This is a genomic window from Stenotrophomonas sp. a6 (assembly GCF_030913325.1).
Taxonomy (GTDB): Bacteria; Pseudomonadota; Gammaproteobacteria; order Xanthomonadales; family Xanthomonadaceae; genus Stenotrophomonas; species Stenotrophomonas maltophilia.
Genome location: NZ_CP133161.1, coordinates 1,845,493 through 1,862,370, shown reverse-complemented (window position 1 = coordinate 1,862,370; position 16,878 = coordinate 1,845,493). Strand labels below are relative to the sequence as shown.

Annotated in this window: 13 protein-coding genes and 1 pseudogene; 6 read left to right on the top strand and 8 right to left on the bottom strand. The window is 65.7% G+C overall.

What is annotated here, in order from left to right; all coding sequences use genetic code 11:
• Window positions 1-2 precede the first annotated feature (2 nt).
• The 6 genes from Q9Q79_RS08710 to cmk all read right to left on the bottom strand — a co-directional run bounded on the left by Q9Q79_RS08710 (window position 3) and on the right by cmk (window position 5,496).
• The gene (locus Q9Q79_RS08710) at window positions 3-992 is read right to left on the bottom strand and encodes a glycosyltransferase family 4 protein (protein WP_111193972.1); all 990 of its coding nucleotides are present in this window, start codon (window positions 990-992) and stop codon (window positions 3-5) included.
• Between the two features lie 3 nt (window positions 993-995).
• Window positions 996-2,174 (bottom strand): lipopolysaccharide assembly protein LapB, encoded by a 1,179-nt coding sequence (lapB, locus tag Q9Q79_RS08705; RefSeq protein ID WP_049397759.1) that lies wholly within the window; start codon window positions 2,172-2,174, stop codon window positions 996-998.
• A gap of 6 nt (window positions 2,175-2,180) precedes the next feature.
• Window positions 2,181-2,465, bottom strand: coding sequence for a lipopolysaccharide assembly protein LapA domain-containing protein (locus Q9Q79_RS08700; RefSeq protein WP_005409287.1), 285 nt, complete (start codon window positions 2,463-2,465; stop codon window positions 2,181-2,183).
• Between the two features lie 75 nt (window positions 2,466-2,540).
• Entirely contained in the window at window positions 2,541-2,846 is a 306-nt protein-coding gene (locus tag Q9Q79_RS08695) for an integration host factor subunit beta (protein WP_005409286.1), read from the bottom strand.
• Between the two features lie 88 nt (window positions 2,847-2,934).
• Window positions 2,935-4,620: a 30S ribosomal protein S1 gene (gene rpsA / locus Q9Q79_RS08690; protein WP_005409285.1), complete on the bottom strand. Its 1,686-nt coding sequence runs from the start codon at window positions 4,618-4,620 to the stop codon at window positions 2,935-2,937.
• 198 nt (window positions 4,621-4,818) lie between these two features.
• Window positions 4,819-5,496 carry a (d)CMP kinase gene (gene cmk / locus Q9Q79_RS08685; RefSeq protein ID WP_005409284.1) on the bottom strand — a complete coding sequence of 226 codons (678 nt, stop codon included), beginning with the start codon at window positions 5,494-5,496 and terminating at the stop codon, window positions 4,819-4,821.
• Between the two features lie 197 nt (window positions 5,497-5,693).
• Here cmk and ykgO point away from each other — a divergent pair, with 197 nt between their 5' ends.
• From ykgO to Q9Q79_RS08655, 6 genes are all read left to right on the top strand, one after another.
• Window positions 5,694-5,819, top strand: coding sequence for a type B 50S ribosomal protein L36 (gene ykgO / locus Q9Q79_RS08680; protein WP_005409283.1), 126 nt, complete (start codon window positions 5,694-5,696; stop codon window positions 5,817-5,819).
• A gap of 146 nt (window positions 5,820-5,965) precedes the next feature.
• Window positions 5,966-6,295, top strand: coding sequence for a hypothetical protein (locus Q9Q79_RS08675; protein WP_005416228.1), 330 nt, complete (start codon window positions 5,966-5,968; stop codon window positions 6,293-6,295).
• Window positions 6,296-6,334: 39 nt separating this feature from the next.
• The gene (locus Q9Q79_RS08670; RefSeq protein ID WP_033834906.1) at window positions 6,335-7,372 is read left to right on the top strand and encodes an agmatine deiminase family protein; all 1,038 of its coding nucleotides are present in this window, start codon (window positions 6,335-6,337) and stop codon (window positions 7,370-7,372) included.
• Window positions 7,373-7,533: 161 nt separating this feature from the next.
• Window positions 7,534-8,421, top strand: a complete 888-nt coding sequence (locus Q9Q79_RS08665; protein WP_005409280.1) for a carbon-nitrogen hydrolase — start codon at window positions 7,534-7,536, stop codon at window positions 8,419-8,421.
• Window positions 8,422-8,435: 14 nt separating this feature from the next.
• Window positions 8,436-8,966, top strand: a complete 531-nt coding sequence (locus Q9Q79_RS08660) for a GNAT family N-acetyltransferase (protein ID WP_005409279.1) — start codon at window positions 8,436-8,438, stop codon at window positions 8,964-8,966.
• The gene (locus Q9Q79_RS08655; RefSeq protein WP_010484557.1) at window positions 8,959-10,191 is read left to right on the top strand and encodes a TraB/GumN family protein; all 1,233 of its coding nucleotides are present in this window, start codon (window positions 8,959-8,961) and stop codon (window positions 10,189-10,191) included. Before Q9Q79_RS08660 ends, Q9Q79_RS08655 begins: the two co-directional genes overlap by 8 nt.
• A 140-nt stretch (window positions 10,192-10,331) precedes the next feature.
• Here Q9Q79_RS08655 and Q9Q79_RS08650 read toward each other — a convergent pair whose 3' ends face one another.
• Window positions 10,332-13,418 (bottom strand): efflux RND transporter permease subunit, encoded by a 3,087-nt coding sequence (locus tag Q9Q79_RS08650; protein WP_005409277.1) that lies wholly within the window; start codon window positions 13,416-13,418, stop codon window positions 10,332-10,334.
• A pseudogene (locus tag Q9Q79_RS08645) lies at window positions 13,415-16,870 on the bottom strand (efflux RND transporter permease subunit); the annotation flags it as partial. The pseudogene Q9Q79_RS08645 and the gene Q9Q79_RS08650, both read right to left, overlap by 4 nt.
• Between the last annotated feature and the right edge of the window lie 8 nt (window positions 16,871-16,878).

The window sequence follows — 16,878 nt, the reverse complement described above, 5'->3', positions numbered from 1 at the left end:
AGTCAGGTATTTCCTTGTCGGTGACGCAATCCATTGCGCAGGAGGATCCAGAGGACGCTCAGCGCGAGAAACCACGCGACCGCCAGGACAGCCTCCCACCTCGGCTGCAAATTGGAGCAGACATTAAGCACTGTAATACTGAACAGGCCCAAAGCAAAGTACATCCCTGTCACCTGGGCGTGGCTGGCTCCTGCCTGCACCGCCCGCTGGTAGACGTGCTGGGTATGGGGTTCCATCCAGCGTTGTCCTGAGATGATGCGCGCCGCCAGTGTGAAGCCCGCGTCCACGAGGAACGCCGAAGCCGGCACCAGCAGCAGGATCCAGTTGATATCGGTACGCACCGCAGCGATCGCGAGGACGACGGCGACTGCATAGCCCAGCGCGCCACTTCCGACATCACCCATGAAGATCCGGGCCCGTGGGAAATTGAACGGCAGGAAGCCCAGGCAGGCCAGGCCCAGCGCCACCGCGGCCAGCGAATACGGCCAGGGCAGCACCGGCGCCAGGCCCAGCGCAACAACAATGGCCTGGCTGGCGGCAATACCGTTGATGCCATCCATGAAGTTCCAGATGTTGATCAACGAGGCGGTGAATACCAGCACCAGCCCGGCCAGCAACCAGCTTCCACCATGCACCTTGACCAGGGCGGCCAGCAGCGCGGCGGCAATGAAGTGCACCAGCAGGCGGCGCATGGCCGGCAACGGCCGGTGGTCGTCCCACCAGCCGATGCCCGCCACCAGCACCAGGCCCAGGCTGGCCACCAGCAGGCTCGGTATCGATTCAGGCCAGACCCACATCGCTGCACCGGCGGTGACCAGCAGGCTGATGACGATGGCGATGCCACCACCGCGCGGCGTTGCCACGCTATGGCTGCGACGCTCGCCGGGGTGGTCCAGCAGTTGCTGGCGCAGGGCATAGCCCCGTGCCGCCCAGGTCAACCCCGCACTCAGCAGGGCCAGCCCCAGCAGCGCGCCCATCACGAGCCACGGCATGGATCAGAGCACCGCGTAGTTCAGCAGTGGCTTGACCGTGCCCCACTCCTTGCAGCTCGGGCACTGCCAGTGGTGGGTGCGTGCACCGAACCCGCAACGGGTGCAGCGGTAAGCGGGATTGCGCACCAGCAGCTGGTCGGTGATGTGCTTGAGGTCATGCAGGGTCGCCGTGGAATCGGCGCCCTCGGCCAGGGTCAGGTCGATCAGCGCCGATTCGCCACGCACCGACGGACGATCCTTGAGCTGGCGGCCAAGGTAGGCTCGGGCCGGAGCCACGCCCTCCTGCTCTTCCATCAGCCGGGTCAGGGCCAGCACCGGGGCGATGCCACGGTAGTGCTCGGTCATTTCCGACAGGAACGCACGTGCGCCTGCCAGATCGCCTACCTTGCGGTAGTTTTCCATCAACGCCGGCAGCAGCTCCGGCAGGTACTCCGGGTCGTTGCGCGCGGCGCGCTCGAATGCACGCACGGCGGCTTCAGCGTTGCCGGCATCGGTCTCAAGGCGACCTTCGATGATGCCGGCGCGCACCGACATCGCATCGGCCTGGTAGGCCCGGGCAATCGCTGCCCTCGCCTCTTCCAGCTTGCCGGCGCCGCGGAAGCGTTCGGCCAGTTCGCACTCGAACTGCCCGATCAGCTTGCCCATCGGCTCGCCGGTGACGTCTTCGAAGCGGGTGGCGTTGTCGATCGCCTTTTCCCAGTCGCGCTCGGCCTGGTAGATGCCGATCAGGTGCTTGAGCGCCTGCGGGGCACGCTGGTCCAGATGCGCCAGCTCGGTGAACACGGTCTCTGCACGGTCCAGCAGGCCGGACTTCATATAGTCCTCGCCCAGCGCCAGCAGGGCCTGCACGCGCTGCGCGTCGCTCAGGTCGTGGCGGTTGACCAGCCCCTGGTGCAGGCGGATGGCGCGGTCGACTTCACCGCGGCGGCGGAACAGGTGGCCTAGCGCGACCTGGGTCTCGAAGGTTTCCTTGTCCAGTTCGGCGATGTGCAGGAACAGTTCGATGGCCTTGTCCGGCTGCTCGTTGAGCAGGTAGTTCAGGCCACGGAAGTAGGTGCTGGACAGGCGGCTGACCTGGTTGTCACCGTGGCGCTGGCCACCGCGCCGGCCGATCACCCACCCGGCCAGTGCGGCCAGCGGAACGAACAGGAAAAACCAAAGCCACTCGGTGACGAAATCCATCTTCGATCAGCGTCCATCAAAAGATTGGGGGGAAACACCCGCGGCCGGCGTTGCCGCCACGGACTTGTTGGCACGGCGCAGCTGGCTGTAGAGCGGAATGACCACGCTCACCAGTACCAGGCCGGCACCGACCACGACACCCACCAGCAGTGCAGCGATCAGCGCCACGCCCACCGAGGTGTGCAATTGAGTGAAAAGCAGGTTGATCGACATCGCGGTCATGTTGACCGCACCAATGATCAGCCCAAGGATCAGGACCGCCAGCAGGACCAGCAGACGAAAGACCTTCATGCGACAGCTCCAGTGGCAGGAGTCCGTAGCTTATCCGACCCGCGGCTGGATTCGCACGCGGTGGCGCGACGGGGCTCAGGCCGGATCGGCGTCCAGCGGCAGCACACTGCTGACCCGCTCGCGCAGTTCCTTGCCCGGCTTGAAATGGGGGACGTGCTTGCCCGGCAGGGCAACCGATTCGCCGGTCTTCGGGTTGCGACCCAGGCGCGGCGGACGATAGTGCAGCGAGAAGCTGCCAAAACCACGGATTTCGATGCGATCCCCGGCGGACAGCGATCCGCCCATCATCTCCAGCAACGACTTCACCGCCAGATCGACATCATCGGCCTTCAGGTGCGCCTGGCGGCGCGCAAGGATTTCGATCAGTTCGGATTTGGTCATTACCGGCTCACATCAGGGGCATCTCAGCCTGAAACGGCCCGGGCAGAAGCCCGGGCCGTCCAGGAAACAACAAACAGCGTAAGGCCGATTACTCGGACTTGTTGCCGTTCAGCTGTGCACGCAGCAGCGCGCCCAGCTGGGTGGTGCCGCTGGAAGCCGAAGAGGACTGGTATTCCTCCAGCACTTCGCGCATTTCCGCGTCGTCCTTGGCCTTGATCGACAGCTGCAGGGTGCGGCCCTTGCGGTCCATGCCCACGAACTTGGCTTCGATCTTGTCGCCGACCTTCAGGTGCTGGGTGGCGTCGTCAACGCGCTCGTTGGCGATGTCGCGAGCCGAAACGTAACCCTCGATGCCGTCAGCCAGCTCGATGATCGCGCCCTTGGCGTCGACTTCCTTCACCACGCCTTCGACCTTGGAGCCCTTCGGATTGGCAGCCATGTACTGGCCGAACGGATCCTGCTCCAGCTGCTTCACGCCCAGGGAGATGCGCTCGCGCTCCGGGTCAACAGCCAGGACGACGGCGTCCAGGGTATCGCCCTTCTTGAAGTTGCGAACAACGTCTTCGCCGGTGGTGTTCCAGCTGATGTCGGACAGGTGGACCAGGCCGTCGATGCCGCCGTCCAGGCCGATGAAGATGCCGAAGTCGGTGATCGACTTGATCTGGCCCGACACCTTGTCACCCTTCTTGTGGGTGGCAGCGAAGGTTTCCCACGGATTGGCGGCAACCTGCTTCATGCCCAGCGAGATACGGCGACGCTCTTCATCGACGTCCAGCACCATCACTTCGACTTCGTCACCAACCTGCACAACCTTGGACGGGTTGACGTTCTTGTTGGTCCAATCCATCTCGGAGACGTGCACCAGGCCTTCGACGCCCGGCTCGATCTCAACGAACGCACCGTAATCGGTGACGTTGGAGACCTTGCCGAAGACGCGGCTGTTGGCCGGGTAACGACGGCCGATGTTGTCCCACGGATCCTCGCCCAGCTGCTTCAGGCCCAGCGAAACGCGGTTGCGCTCGCGGTCGAACTTCAGCACGCGGACGTCCAGCTCGTCGCCGACGTTCACGACTTCCGACGGGTGACGCACGCGCTTCCACGCCATGTCGGTGATGTGCAGCAGGCCGTCGATGCCGCCCAGGTCCACGAACGCGCCGTAATCGGTCAGGTTCTTGACGACACCCTTCAGGATCGCGCCTTCCTGCAGCTTGTCCATCAGCTGCTCGCGCTCTTCCGAGTGCTCGCTTTCGACGACAGCGCGGCGCGAGACCACGACGTTGTTACGCTTGCGGTCCAGCTTGATGAGCTTGAACTCGAGTTCCTTGCCTTCCAGGTAGGCCGGATCGCGCACCGGGCGCACATCGACCAGGGAACCCGGCAGGAAGGCGCGGACATCCTTGATGTCCACGGTGAAACCACCCTTGACCTTGCCGCTGATGCGGCCGGTGATGGTTTCGTTCTTTTCCAACGCTTCTTCCAGCTCGTCCCACACCATCGCGCGCTTGGCCTTCTCGCGCGACAGGACGGTTTCGCCGAAGCCGTTCTCGATCGAGTCGAGGGCGACCTTGACGATGTCGCCTTCGGCGACGTCGATTTCGCCAGCGTCGTTACGGAACTGTTCGATCGGCACGATGCCTTCGGACTTCAGGCCAGCGTTGATCACCACGACGTCGCCGCGGACTTCAACAACGGTACCGCTGACGATGGCGCCCGGCTTCAGCTTGGCCAGGTTGGCCTGGCTGGCTTCAAACAGTTCGGCAAATGATTCGGTCATTAGATTTACTCTGTTGGACACATGGGTCGGTGGCGTCCCCTTCAGGGGAATGGCGACCGCCCGCCTGTTGGTCGACCCCGGAAACGCAGGTCGTGTGTAGTAGGAAAACCGCCACGCATCATTGCGCGACGGAGCTGGTACAGCACTGCTTTGCGCGACCACCACCGATGCAGCTGGCAGTGCTCCCGCGCGAACGGATCAGGCAGCCGGAACCGGAAGCAGATCCATCACTCGGGCAACGACATCATCGATGCCGATGCCTGTGGTGTCGATGAGGACAGCATCGTCTGCCGGCTTCAGGGGCGCCACGGTACGCTGGGCATCACGGGCGTCGCGGGCCATGATCTCGCGCAGGAGGTCATCAAAGTTAACAGAAACCCCCTTGTCTTTCAACTGCTTATGCCGGCGCTCGGCGCGCTCCTCGGCACTGGCGGTCAGGAAGACCTTGTAGGGGGCGTCCTTGAAGATCACCGTACCCATGTCGCGGCCATCGGCGACCAGGCCGGGCAGCTCCCTGAATGCGCGCTGGCGCTCCTTCAGCGCGGCGCGCACCTCGGGAATGGCGGCGATGGCAGAAGCCAGAGCGCCAGTGGTCTCCAGGCGCAGCTCGTCGGTGGCATCGGTGCCGTTGACCATGACCCGCATCGACTCGCCCTGTTCAACAAACTGAACATGGGTGTCGAAGGTGCAGCGCACCAGCGCCGAGGCGTCGGAGGTGTCGATGTCGGCCCAGCTCGCGGCCACGCCCACCGCGCGGTACAGCGCCCCCGAATCCAGGTAATGCCAGCCCATCCGGCGCGCGATGATGCGGCTGATGGTACCCTTGCCGGCCCCGGAAGGGCCGTCGATGGTCAGGACGGGAGCGAGTGGATTCATGGGGTTCCCAGAGCGTGTGAAGGGGCCATTCTAGCCCCTGCCAGACACCCCCAGCGGGATCTTTTGTGCAACCACTTGAAACCACGAGGAAAAGCCCGGTAGAATGGCGGGCTTGAACGAGCGTCAACTGCCGATTGTCTTTCGCATATCGCGGCCACGCTCCACCCGAACAACTACTGTTTACGCCGAGGTATGCCATGAAAGTCCTGTCCTCCCTGAAGTCGGCGAAGGCCCGTCACCGCGACTGCAAGGTCGTCCGTCGTCGCGGCAAGATCTTCGTCATCTGCAAGTCGAACCCGCGTTTCAAGGCGCGTCAGCGCTAAGCCCAACAGCCTTCACGGCTGCGGCTGGCCCTACGCGGGGCCGACCCGATGCAAGAAACCGCCTTCGGGCGGTTTTTTGTTTATGCGGCTTTTTCCTGCTGATTTTGCTGTAATCGCCTTTCTTGACCACTGGGGAGTAGATCGAGATGAAGCGTTACCTGTCCGCCCTGGCCGTGATGGCCACCCTGGCCGCCGCCACACCGGCGCTGGCCGATACCCTGCTTGTCGACCGCGCCCGCGAGAAGCCGGCCGGTGCCCTGCCCGTGCGCGGCCAGAGCATGCAGCAGGTACAGGCGCAGTTCGGCGCGCCGAGCGAACAGCTGCAGCCGCGTGGCGGGCAGAAGCGGCAATGGCCGACCATCAACCGCTGGGTGTACCCGCAGTTCACCGTCTACTTCGAGAAGCAGAAGGTGATCGACGTGGTGGCCAACCAGGCGGACCCGAACGAAATCGGCCCGAAACCGCCGATCCGTTGATCCCTTTACCCGCCGTGGGCGGGCCTGTGTAGCGAGACCATGAACCAGACCCTTCGTTTTCCTGCCGAGTGGGAAGCCCAGAGCGGCGTCCTGATTGCCTGGCCCACCGCCGACACCGACTGGGCCGACCGCCTGGGCCAGGTGGAAGAGACCTACATCGCCCTGGTCGCGGCCATCACCCGCTTCCAGCCGGTGCTGATCTGCGTGGCCGACGACGATGTGGAGACCTATGCCGAAATGCGGCTGCGCTCCAACCGCATCGACATGGACAAGGTCCACTTCACCACGGCCGCCTACGACGATACCTGGCTGCGCGACTCCGGCCCGATCACCCTGCGCCGTGCCGACGGCGGTTTCCAGCTGCTGGATTTCCGCTTCACCGGTTGGGGCGGCAAGTTCGACGCCACCCTGGATGACCAGCTGGTGGGCGTGCTGGACCAGGCCGGCGTGTTCAACGACGCGCCGGTGCGCAGCATCCCGTTCGCGCTGGAAGGTGGCGGCATCGAGACCGATGGCGAAGGCACCCTGCTGACCACCTGGAAGTGCCTGCACGAGCGCCATCCGGACCGCGACCGCGCCAGCCTGAGTGCCGACCTGGCCGACTGGCTGCAGCAGGACCGCGTGCTGTGGCTGGACCACGGCTACCTGGAAGGCGACGACACCGACGCGCACATCGACACCCTCGCCCGCTTCGCCTCGGCCGACAGCATCGTCTACCAGGCCTGTGACGACGAGAGCGACTCGCACTTCGCCGAACTGCAGGCGATGGGCAACGAGCTGGCCGCACTGCGCACCAAGGATGGCCAGCCGTACCGCCTGTTCCCGCTGCCGTGGGCACAGCCGGTGATCGACGAAGGCCGCCGCCTGGCTGCGTCATACGCCAACTACCTGATCGTCAATGGTGCGGTGCTGATGCCGGCCTATGGCGACCCGGCCGACGACCTGGCCCGCGATGTGCTGGCCCAGGCGCACCCGGGCCGCGAGATCGTGCAGGTGCCCTGCCGCTCGCTGATCTGGCAGAACGGCAGCCTGCACTGCATCACCATGCAGCTGCCGGAAGGGCTGTTGAAGGCATGACGGTAGTGCCGGCCGCTGGCCGGCAACCCCGCACTGCCTGATGGATCCACGGGATTGCCGGCCCGCGGCCGGCACTACCGATCGCACCCATTCAGCGCGCGACACGCCGTCGCCGTCCATCCGCGCTAACATGCTGGTTTTCCCCCGCAGGAACGCCCCGCATGAACTCGCGCAGCCCCCTTACCGTCGCCCTGATCCAGGAGCGCAACCACGGTGATGCCGCCGCCAACCTGGCGGTGATCGAAGCACGCGTGGCCGAGGCGGCTGCGCAGGGTGCCAAGCTGGTGCTGCTGCAGGAACTGCATAACGGTCCGTACTTCTGCCAGCACGAATCGGTGGACGAATTCGACCTGGCCGAGCCGATTCCGGGCCCCAGCACCGAGCGCCTGGGCGCACTGGCGAAGAAGCACGGCGTGGTGCTGGTCGGCTCGCTGTTCGAACGCCGCGCCGCCGGCCTGTACCACAACACCGCCGTGGTGTTCGAGAAGGACGGCACGCTGCTCGGCAAGTACCGCAAGATGCATATTCCGGACGACCCGGGCTTCTACGAGAAGTTCTACTTCACCCCGGGCGACATCGGCTTCAAGCCGATCGATACCTCGGTGGGTCGCCTTGGCGTGCTGGTGTGCTGGGACCAGTGGTACCCGGAAGCGGCGCGCCTGATGGCGCTGGCCGGTGCCGAACTGCTGCTCTACCCGACCGCAATCGGCTGGGACCCGGACGACGTGCAGGACGAGAAGACCCGCCAGCGCGACGCCTGGGTGCTGAGCCACCGCGGCCACGCCGTGGCCAACGGCCTGCCGGTGCTGAGCTGCAACCGCGTCGGCCACGAGGCCTCGCCGCTGGGCGCCTCCGGCATCCAGTTCTGGGGCAACAGCCACGTGCTGGGCCCGCAGGGCGAGTTCCTGGCCGAAGCCGGCACCGATGCCACGGTTCTGCTGTGCGATGTCGACCTGCAGCGCAGCGAGCATGTGCGCCGCATCTGGCCGTTCCTGCGCGACCGCCGCATCGATGCCTACGGCGACCTGCTCAAGCGCTACATCGACTGAGCCGGAGTCCGCGCATGGCCGTCCTCATCCGTGATGCCGGTCCGGCCGACATCGCCGCGATCACCGCGATCTACGCGGTGGAAGTGACCGACTTCGTCAACACTTACGAGTACGACATCCCGGACGCGTCCGAGATGCTGCGCCGCATGCGCGACATCATCGACCGCGGCTTCCCCTACCTGGTCGCCGAGATTGACGGCCAGGTGGCCGGCTATGCCTACGCCAACACCTACCGCACCCGCGTTGCCTACCAGTGGACCGTGGAAAACTCGGTCTACGTCGATGCCGCGTTCCAGGGCAAGGGCGTTGGCACCGGCCTGCTGCAGGCGTTGATCGACGCCTGCGTGGCGCGTGGCTACCGGCAGATGGTGGCGGTCATCGGCGAACCGACCAATACCGCTTCAATCAAGCTGCACGAACGCTTCGGCTTCGAGCTGGTCGGCGTGTTCCGTGGCCTCGGCCGCAAGCATGGCCGCTGGCTGGATACCGTGCAGATGCAGCGCGCGCTCGGCGATGGCGCCGACACTGCACCTTCCAATGAATGAACCCATGACCGAAACCCTTCCCGAGACCGGCGACGACCTGTTCGCCGGCCAGCCGGTACGCGTTGTTGAACGCGACGGCGTGCGCTACACCCTGCTGGGCACCGCCCATGTCTCACGCGCCAGCGTCGAGGCGGTGGAGAAAGCCATCGACAGCGGTCGCTTCGACGCCGTGGCCGTTGAACTGGACCCGCAGCGCCTGCAGGCGCTGAGCGACCCGGACACGCTGGCCAAGCTCGACCTGGTCGAGGTGATTCGCAAGGGCCGCGTCGCCCTGTTCGCCGCCAACCTGGCCCTGTCCGCCTACCAGCGCCGCCTGGCCGAACAGCTCGACATCGAGCCGGGCGCGGAACTGAAGCGCGCGGTGGAACTGGCGCGCGAACGCGACCTGCCGGTGCACCTGATCGACCGCGAGGTCGGCCTGACCTTCCGCCGCGCCTCGCAGCGGCTGGGCTTCTTCGGCAAGCTGAAGCTGGTTGCCGGTCTCGGCGCCGGCCTGTTCTCGTCCGAGGAAGTGGGCGAGAACGAGATCGAGAAGCTCAAGCAGGGCGACATGCTGGAATCGAGCTTCGGCGAGTTTGCCAGCGAGAGCCCGGCACTGTACGAGACCATCATCGGCGAGCGCGACCGCTACATGGCCACGCGCCTGCGCGAGGAACACAACCCGCAGCAGCGTGAAGTGCTGGCGGTTGTCGGTGCGGGTCATCTGGCAGGCCTGGCGCGTTACCTGGAAACCGACACCGAGGCACCGGCACCGCTGCGCGCCGAGCTGGAGGCGGTGCCGAAGAAGCGCAACATTCCGTGGTTCACGCTGGGCATCCTGGCCATCGTGGCGACCGGCATCGGCGTGGGCTTCTACCGCGGTGGTCTGGGCGTGGGGACCGAACTGCTGGCGACCTGGGCGATGTATACCGGCGGCCTGGCGGGCCTGGGCTGCCTGCTGGCAGGCGGTCACCCGCTGAGCATCCTCACCGCGATCGCGGTGGCCCCGTTCAAGCCGTTCCGCCTGAGCATCCCGACCGGCGCATTCTCGGCGCTGGTGGAAGCGCGCCTGCGCAAGCCGGCGTACGAAGACTTCCTGAAGCTGCGCGACGACGCGCAGAGCCTGAAGGGCTGGTACCGCAATCGGGTCACGCGCGTGGTGCTGACGTTCATGCTGACCAACATCGGCAGCATGCTCGGCCTGTGGCTGACCACCTTCAAGGTGTGGGGCAAGGTGGCGGGTTGATTGTTCCGTGTAGCGTCGAGCCAAGCTCGACTGCGCTCTGGAAGGTGCCAACCTTGGTTGGCACGCCATGCCCGGCAGAAAAAGGGGGAGGCCGCCCCACTACGACCGGCCTCCCCCACACCACAACACGTTGATGTGCATTACAGCCGGGCAGCGCCCGGCTCTACCATTTCCACTCCACGCGCGCGGCGGATCAACCGCGTCACGGCATTGCGCAGGTCATCCAGCACCGCATAGATGGTCGGCAGGAACAGCAGGCTGACCACCGTGGAGAACGCCAGGCCGCCGGCAATCGCGCGCGCCATCGGCGCGTACTCCGGGCCGTTGCCGAACATCTGCGTGTTGGTCAGCGAGATCGGCACCATCGCCAGGATCGCCGTGCCCATCGTCATCATGATCGGGCGCAATCGCTCGCGTGAACCCTCCACCAGCGCCTGCGTGCGTCCCATGCCGCCGCGCCGCAGGTTGTTGATGTGCTCGATCATCACGATGCCGTTGTTCACCACCACGCCCATCAGCACCAGGATGCCGATGAAGGACATGATCCCGAACGAGGTACCGGTGATCCAGAACAGCCAGAACACGCCGAAGATCGAGAACAGCACGCCGCTCATGATCGCCGCCGGGAACAGCAGCGACTCGAACACCGCCGCCATCACCACGTAGATCATCACCAGCGCGATCAGCAGGTTGAACACCATCTGCTGCATCGCTTCGTCGTCGTTGCCGTAGTCGCCGCCATCGAAGGTGAAGCCATAGCCGGCCGGGAAATTCATCGGCTTGAGCACCGATTCCATCGCCTTGCGGCCATCCGGCGCGGTGACCTTCTCGGCCAGGTTGGCCTTGATGGTCAGCGTGGTCTGGCGGTTGGTGCGGCCGATCTGGGTTGCCGATGAACCGACGTCAACGGTGACCAGGCTCAGCAGTGGCACGCTGCGGCCGTCCCCGGTGCGCACGCTGAAGCCGGCCAGGTCTTCCGGGCTGCTCTGCTCGGCGCCAGCGAAGCGCACCCATACCGGTACTTCATTGTCGCCGCGGCGGAACTCGCGCATCGGCGCACCGCGCAGGGCCAGGCCGACGAAGCTGGCGACCTGCTCGGCATTGAAGCCGAATGCGGCGGCACGCTCGCGGTCGACGCGCACCTTCAGCTCGCCGCCCTTCTCGCCGTTGTCGATGCGCACGTCGCGCAGCTCGGCACGCTGGGCCAGCAGCGGCACCACTTCCTGGCCGATCTCCTGCAGCATCGAACTGGAGTCGCCCACCAGCTGCACCTGCACGCCCTGGTTGCCGCCACCGCCGCCATCACCGCCCTGGTTGCCAACGAAGTAGTCGGTGCGGGCCGACTTCGGCAGGCCCTTGCGCAGCTCTTCCTGCAGCGCCTTGATGTCCTTGGCGTACTTCTCGTCCAGGGTGACCACGGTCGAGCTGCCTTCCTGCTCGCTGTACCAGGAGTACACCTGCTTGACGTGCAGGCGCTCGCGGTTGGCGTCGATCCAGTTCTCCACGCGCGCCACTTCCTCGGACATCTGCCGATAGGTGTAGGCGCCCTTCCACATGTAGCCGATGAAGATGTCCTTGCCGCCATCCCCTCCGAACATGTCGACCTTGGTCAGCTTCATCGGCACCAGGCTGACCAGCACCACCAGCACGATGCCGAGCAGGCTCCAGCCGCGATGGTGCAGTGACCAGTCCAGCAGCCTGGCGTAGCGGCGCTGCAGCCGCGCGATCAGGCCGGTCTGCGAGTGCACCAGCTTGGGCGTGGCCATGCGCGCGGACAGCATCGGGATCAGGCTGACCGCGACCAGCCACGAGGCCAGCAGCGAGACCGAGATGGTGATCGCGATCTGCGCCATGAAGATGCTGATGTTGTTGGTCTCGCCAAACAGGTTCGGCACGAACACGATGCAATGGCACAAGGTGCCAGCGCTGAGCGCGATGGCCACGTTGCGGGTGCCGATGATCGAGGCCAGACGCGGCTGTCCCGGCATGCGCTCGCGCTCCTGGTAGATGCTCTCCACCACCACCACGGCGTTGTCGACCAGCATGCCCACCGCCAACAGCAGGCCCATCATGGTCAGGATGTTCAGCGTCACCCCGACGAAGTACATGAAACCCAGGGTGATGGTGAAGCAGATCGGAATGGCCAGGGTCACCATCAGCGTGGACGGCCAATGGCGCAGGAAGAAGAACAGCACCGTGATCGACAGGATCAGGCCGACCGCACCGGCCTCGGCCAGTTCCAGCAGCGAGGAGGTCACCGCCTTGCCCTGGTTGTCGATCACCTTGATCTGCACGTCGCGCATCGACGCTTCGGCACGGATCGCTTCAACCTCGGCCAGCGCCGCGCGCGACACCTCCACCAGGTTGGCACTGCGCTCCTTGAAGATATCCAGCCCGACCGCCGGGTTGCCGTCCAGGCGGCGCCCGTAGTTCATCCGCGCCGGCTTCAGGCGCACGTCGGCGATGTCCCCCAGGCGCAGGCCCTTGGCGTTGATCACCAGGTCGCGCATTTCCTGCAGGTCGGTGATCTCGCCCACCGGCTGCACGCGCACGCGCTGGCCGTTGTCGTCGATCTGCCCGGCCGAGATCGAGAAGTTCAGCGTGCGCAGGCGGTCACTCAGCTCGTTGATGCTCAGCCCATGCGCGTTGAGCCGGTTCGGATCAATGGCGATCTCCACCTCGTTCGGCGGCGCGCCGGTGATGTCGACGCGGGCCACGCCGGGGATACGCTCGATGCGCCGCTTGAACTCGCGGTCGAGCATGTCGTAAGCCGTGGTCAGGTCGGTGGTGCTGGCCAGGCGCACCTTCAGCACCGGCTGGTCGCTGCTGGACCACTTGAACACGTTGTAGCGCTGCAGGTCGTCGGGCAGATCGCTGCGGATCGCGTCGATGCGTTCGCGTGCATCGGAGGCGGCGATGGCGATGTCGCGGTCCCAGTCGCTGAACTCGATGAAGATCAGCGCCGCCTCGGAGGTGGCCGACGAGCGCATGCGCTTGATGCCGGTCATCGTCGCCAGCGATTCCTCCACCGGGCGGATGATGGTCCGCTCCACTTCCTCCGGGGTTGAACCGGTGTACGGAATCTGCACGAACAGGAAGGGCGCGGAAATGTCCGGCAACGCTTCCAGCGGCAACCGGAACGAGGCGATCAGGCCGATCACCACCAGTGACACGAAGCACATGATGGTGGTGACCGGCCGGCGGATGGAGAACTCGGCAACACTCATGCCGGCTCCTCCGCACCCGCCGCGCTGCCTGCTGCGCCCGGCTCGATCTCGCCGGCGTGCTTGCGGCCACGCTCGCGGTAGTAGGCGTCACCACGGCGGTCCATCAGGTCGTAGACCACCGGGATTACCAGCAGGGTCAGCAGGGTCGACACCAGCAGGCCACCGATCACAGTGATCGCCATCGGCGCGCGTACTTCGGCGCCCTCGCCCATCGCCACCGCCAGCGGCAGGAAGCCGAACAGCGTGCACAGCGTGGTCATGATGATCGGCCGCAGGCGCGAACGTGCACCTTCCACCAGGGCCTCGTGCTTGGCCACGCCGGCCTCGCGCAGCTGGTTGACCTTGTCGATCAGGATGATCGCGTTCTTGGTGACCAGGCCGACCAGCAGGATCAGGCCGATGAACACCACCACCGAGATGGGCTTGCCGGTCAGCATCAGTGCCAGGATCGCGCCGACCAGCGCCAGCGGGATGGTGAACAGGATCACGAACGGATGCAGCAGCGATTCGAACTGCGAGGCCATCACCAGGTAGACCAGGAAGATCGCCAGGCCGAAGGCGAAGATCAGCGACTTCGCCGCCTGCGCCAGTTCCTCGCCCTGGCCACCGATGTGCAGGCCGACACCCGCGCCCAGCGGTTGTTCGGCCACCATCTGCTGCACTTCGCGCATGGCCGCGCCGAGGTCGATGTCGCGCAGGTTGGCCGAGACCACCGCAACGCGGGTCTGGTCGGCGCGATGGATCTCGCTGGGGCCGGTGGTGGCAACCACGTCGGCCACCGCATCCAGCGTGACCGGCCGGGTGCTGCCCGGATTGACGATCAACCGGCGGATGCTCTCCACGCTGGCGCGGTCGCCTTCCTGGGCACGCACCAGCACGTCGATCTTGCGGTCGCGGAAGCTGTAGCGGGTAGCCACGTCGCCGCGCACCTTCTTCACCACCACGTCGGCGATCTGGCGGGTGGTCAGGCCCAGCGCACCGGCACGTTCCTGGTCGAAGCGGATCTGGATTTCCGGGAAGCCCTCTTCCACCGTGGACTTCACGTCGGCGTAGTGCGCATTGCCACGCAGCATCGCCGCCAGGCGCTGGCCAGCCACTTCCAACGTCGCCATGTCCTGCCCGCGCAGCTCGATTTCCAGCGGCGTGGAGAAGCTGAACAACGCCGGCCGCGCGAAGTCGACCTGTCCCCCCGGATGCTGGCCCATGCTGTCACGCAGGCGCTCGGTGATCTCGGCTTCAGTGCGTGCATTGCCACCGCCTTCCATCACCACGGTCAGCTTGCCGATGTTCTCGCCGCTCTCGGTCGGGCTGGCATCCAGGCGGGTGCCGCTGCCACTGACACCGTACAGCGAGGCCACGCCCTCGCCGTTGCCGTGGGCCAGCTGCAGCTCACGCACCAGCGCATCGGTCTGCTTGAGCGGTGTGCCGGCCGGCAGCTTCACCGTCATCTCGAAACGGTCCTGCGCCAGCTGCGGGATCAGGTCGGCACCGAGCATCGGCACCAGCGCCATGGTCGCCACGAAGATGATCGTGGCCACGCCGAGCACCTTGCCCGGATGGGCCAGCGCGCTCGGCAACAGGCGCAGATAGCCGCGCTCGGCACCGGCGTAGGGCTTCATTGCCAGGTCGCTGGCCTTGCGCATCACCGGGCCGACCACGGCCACGACGCCCCGCCACGCACGTACGACCAGCCAGGCCAGCGCATAGAAGCTCAAGCGCGCGGTTGCGACGGCACCACGACGGCCCAGCGCCACCGGCTTCTGCCAGCGGTTCTGCGGCTGCCACGGTTCGTTCGGCGCCTCTTCCGGGAATGCCAGCGGCGGCCGGCCCTTCAGCGAGCTCAGCATCGGAATCAGCGTCATCGATACCAGCAGCGAGATCGCGATGGCGATCGCCACGGTCAATGCCTGGTCGCGGAACAGCTGGCCGGCGATGCCATCGACGAACACCAGCGGCAGGAACACCGCGATGGTGGTCAGGGTCGAGGCGACCACCGCCATGCTCACTTCGCGGGTACCGACGATCGCTGCCTGCAGGATGCCCAGGCCACGCTCGCGGGCCTTGGCAATGCTCTCCAGCACCACGATCGAGTCGTCCACCACCAGGCCGGTGGCCAATGCCAGGCCGCCCAGCGACATCACGTTCAAGCTGAGGCCGAGCTGGCCCATGAAGAAGAACGTGGCGATGATCGAGACCGGCAAGGACAGGCTGATCACGAACGTGCTCCAGCCATCACGCAGGAACAGGAAGATGATCAGGATCGCCAGCAGGCCACCGATCACCGCATCCTTCTTGACGTCGGCGATGGCGTGCTCGATGAAGCGCGACTGGTCCTCGATGGTGGTCATCTCGACGTCGGACGGGAACGTGCCCTTGATCTGCTCCAGGCGCTTGCGCAGCGCTTCGGCGGTGGACACGGTGTTGGCGTCGCCTTCCTTGTAGATGGCCAGTTCAACCGATTCCTTGCCGCCCAGGCGGATCACCGCTTCGCGTTCCTTGTAACCCTGGCGAACGGTGGCCACGTCCTTCAGGCGTACCGGAACACCGTTGGCGACCACGCTGGAGCCAGCACCGGACGATGCGCTCTGCGCCGCCGAGGCCGCTGCGATGGCCGCGGCCGAACCGGTCGACGCGGCGATGTTGAACATCTGCTGCAATGCCGAGTCGGCTGCACTTCCGTTCGAACCCTGGGTGGTGACCAGCAGGTTGCGGATCTCCTCCAGGTCGGCGAACTGGTTGACGGTACGCACCAGGAAGCGCTGCGACCCCTCCTCCAGGCGACCGCCGGAGATGTTGATGTTCTCGTCCTTCAGGCGCTTGATGACGGTGTCGATCGGCAGGTTCAGCTGGGCCAGCTTCTGCTGGTCGATGTCGACCTGGATCTCGTCTTCCAGGCCACCGCCGACCTTGACCGCTGCCACGCCGGCAACCGGCTCCAGCTTCTTCTTCAGGTCTTCATCGGCATAGCGGCGCAGGCCGGTCAGCTCGCGGACCGCATCGGCATCGCTGGTCGGCGCCACCTTGTTCGACAGCACCAGGCGCATGATCGGCTCGGTGGACGGATTGAAGCGCAGCAGCACCGGGGCCTTGGCCTCCAGTGGCAGGTTCAGCGCTTCCATCTTGTCACGCACCTCCAGGCTGGCCTGGTCCATGTTGGTGCCCCAGGCGAACTCCAGCACCACGTCGCTCTGGCCGGTGCGCGAGACCGACTTCAGCTTGCGCAGGTTCTTGACCACGCCGACGGCCTCTTCGACCGGCTGGGTGATCAGGGTTTCGATTTCGGTCGGCGCCGAACCGGTGTACTCGGTGCGCACGGTCAGCGTCGGGTAGCTCAGGTCGGGCAACAGGTTGACCTTGAGGTTGCCCAGCGCGATCAGGCCGAACAGCAGCAGGGTGACCGTGCACATGGCGATGGTCACGCGGCGGCGGGTGGCGAATTCCACCAGGCCGCCGCGCATGC

What these genes read in the sequence shown, in the direction of transcription:
- cmk (WP_005409284.1), bottom strand. Translation starts at nt 5,496, where the DNA reads ATGAATCCACTCGCTCCCGTCCTGACCATCGACGGCCCTTCCGGGGCC.
- Q9Q79_RS08675 (WP_005416228.1), top strand. Translation starts at nt 5,966, where the DNA reads ATGAAGCGTTACCTGTCCGCCCTGGCCGTGATGGCCACCCTGGCCGCC.
- Q9Q79_RS08655 (WP_010484557.1), top strand. Translation starts at nt 8,959, where the DNA reads ATGAATGAACCCATGACCGAAACCCTTCCCGAGACCGGCGACGACCTG.
- rpsA (WP_005409285.1), bottom strand. Translation starts at nt 4,620, where the DNA reads ATGACCGAATCATTTGCCGAACTGTTTGAAGCCAGCCAGGCCAACCTG.
- Q9Q79_RS08650 (WP_005409277.1), bottom strand. Translation starts at nt 13,418, where the DNA reads ATGAGTGTTGCCGAGTTCTCCATCCGCCGGCCGGTCACCACCATCATG.
- Q9Q79_RS08710 (WP_111193972.1), bottom strand. Translation starts at nt 992, where the DNA reads ATGCCGTGGCTCGTGATGGGCGCGCTGCTGGGGCTGGCCCTGCTGAGT.
- lapB (WP_049397759.1), bottom strand. Translation starts at nt 2,174, where the DNA reads ATGGATTTCGTCACCGAGTGGCTTTGGTTTTTCCTGTTCGTTCCGCTG.
- Q9Q79_RS08660 (WP_005409279.1), top strand. Translation starts at nt 8,436, where the DNA reads ATGGCCGTCCTCATCCGTGATGCCGGTCCGGCCGACATCGCCGCGATC.
- Q9Q79_RS08700 (WP_005409287.1), bottom strand. Translation starts at nt 2,465, where the DNA reads ATGAAGGTCTTTCGTCTGCTGGTCCTGCTGGCGGTCCTGATCCTTGGG.
- Q9Q79_RS08665 (WP_005409280.1), top strand. Translation starts at nt 7,534, where the DNA reads ATGAACTCGCGCAGCCCCCTTACCGTCGCCCTGATCCAGGAGCGCAAC.
- ykgO (WP_005409283.1), top strand. Translation starts at nt 5,694, where the DNA reads ATGAAAGTCCTGTCCTCCCTGAAGTCGGCGAAGGCCCGTCACCGCGAC.
- Q9Q79_RS08670 (WP_033834906.1), top strand. Translation starts at nt 6,335, where the DNA reads ATGAACCAGACCCTTCGTTTTCCTGCCGAGTGGGAAGCCCAGAGCGGC.
- Q9Q79_RS08695 (WP_005409286.1), bottom strand. Translation starts at nt 2,846, where the DNA reads ATGACCAAATCCGAACTGATCGAAATCCTTGCGCGCCGCCAGGCGCAC.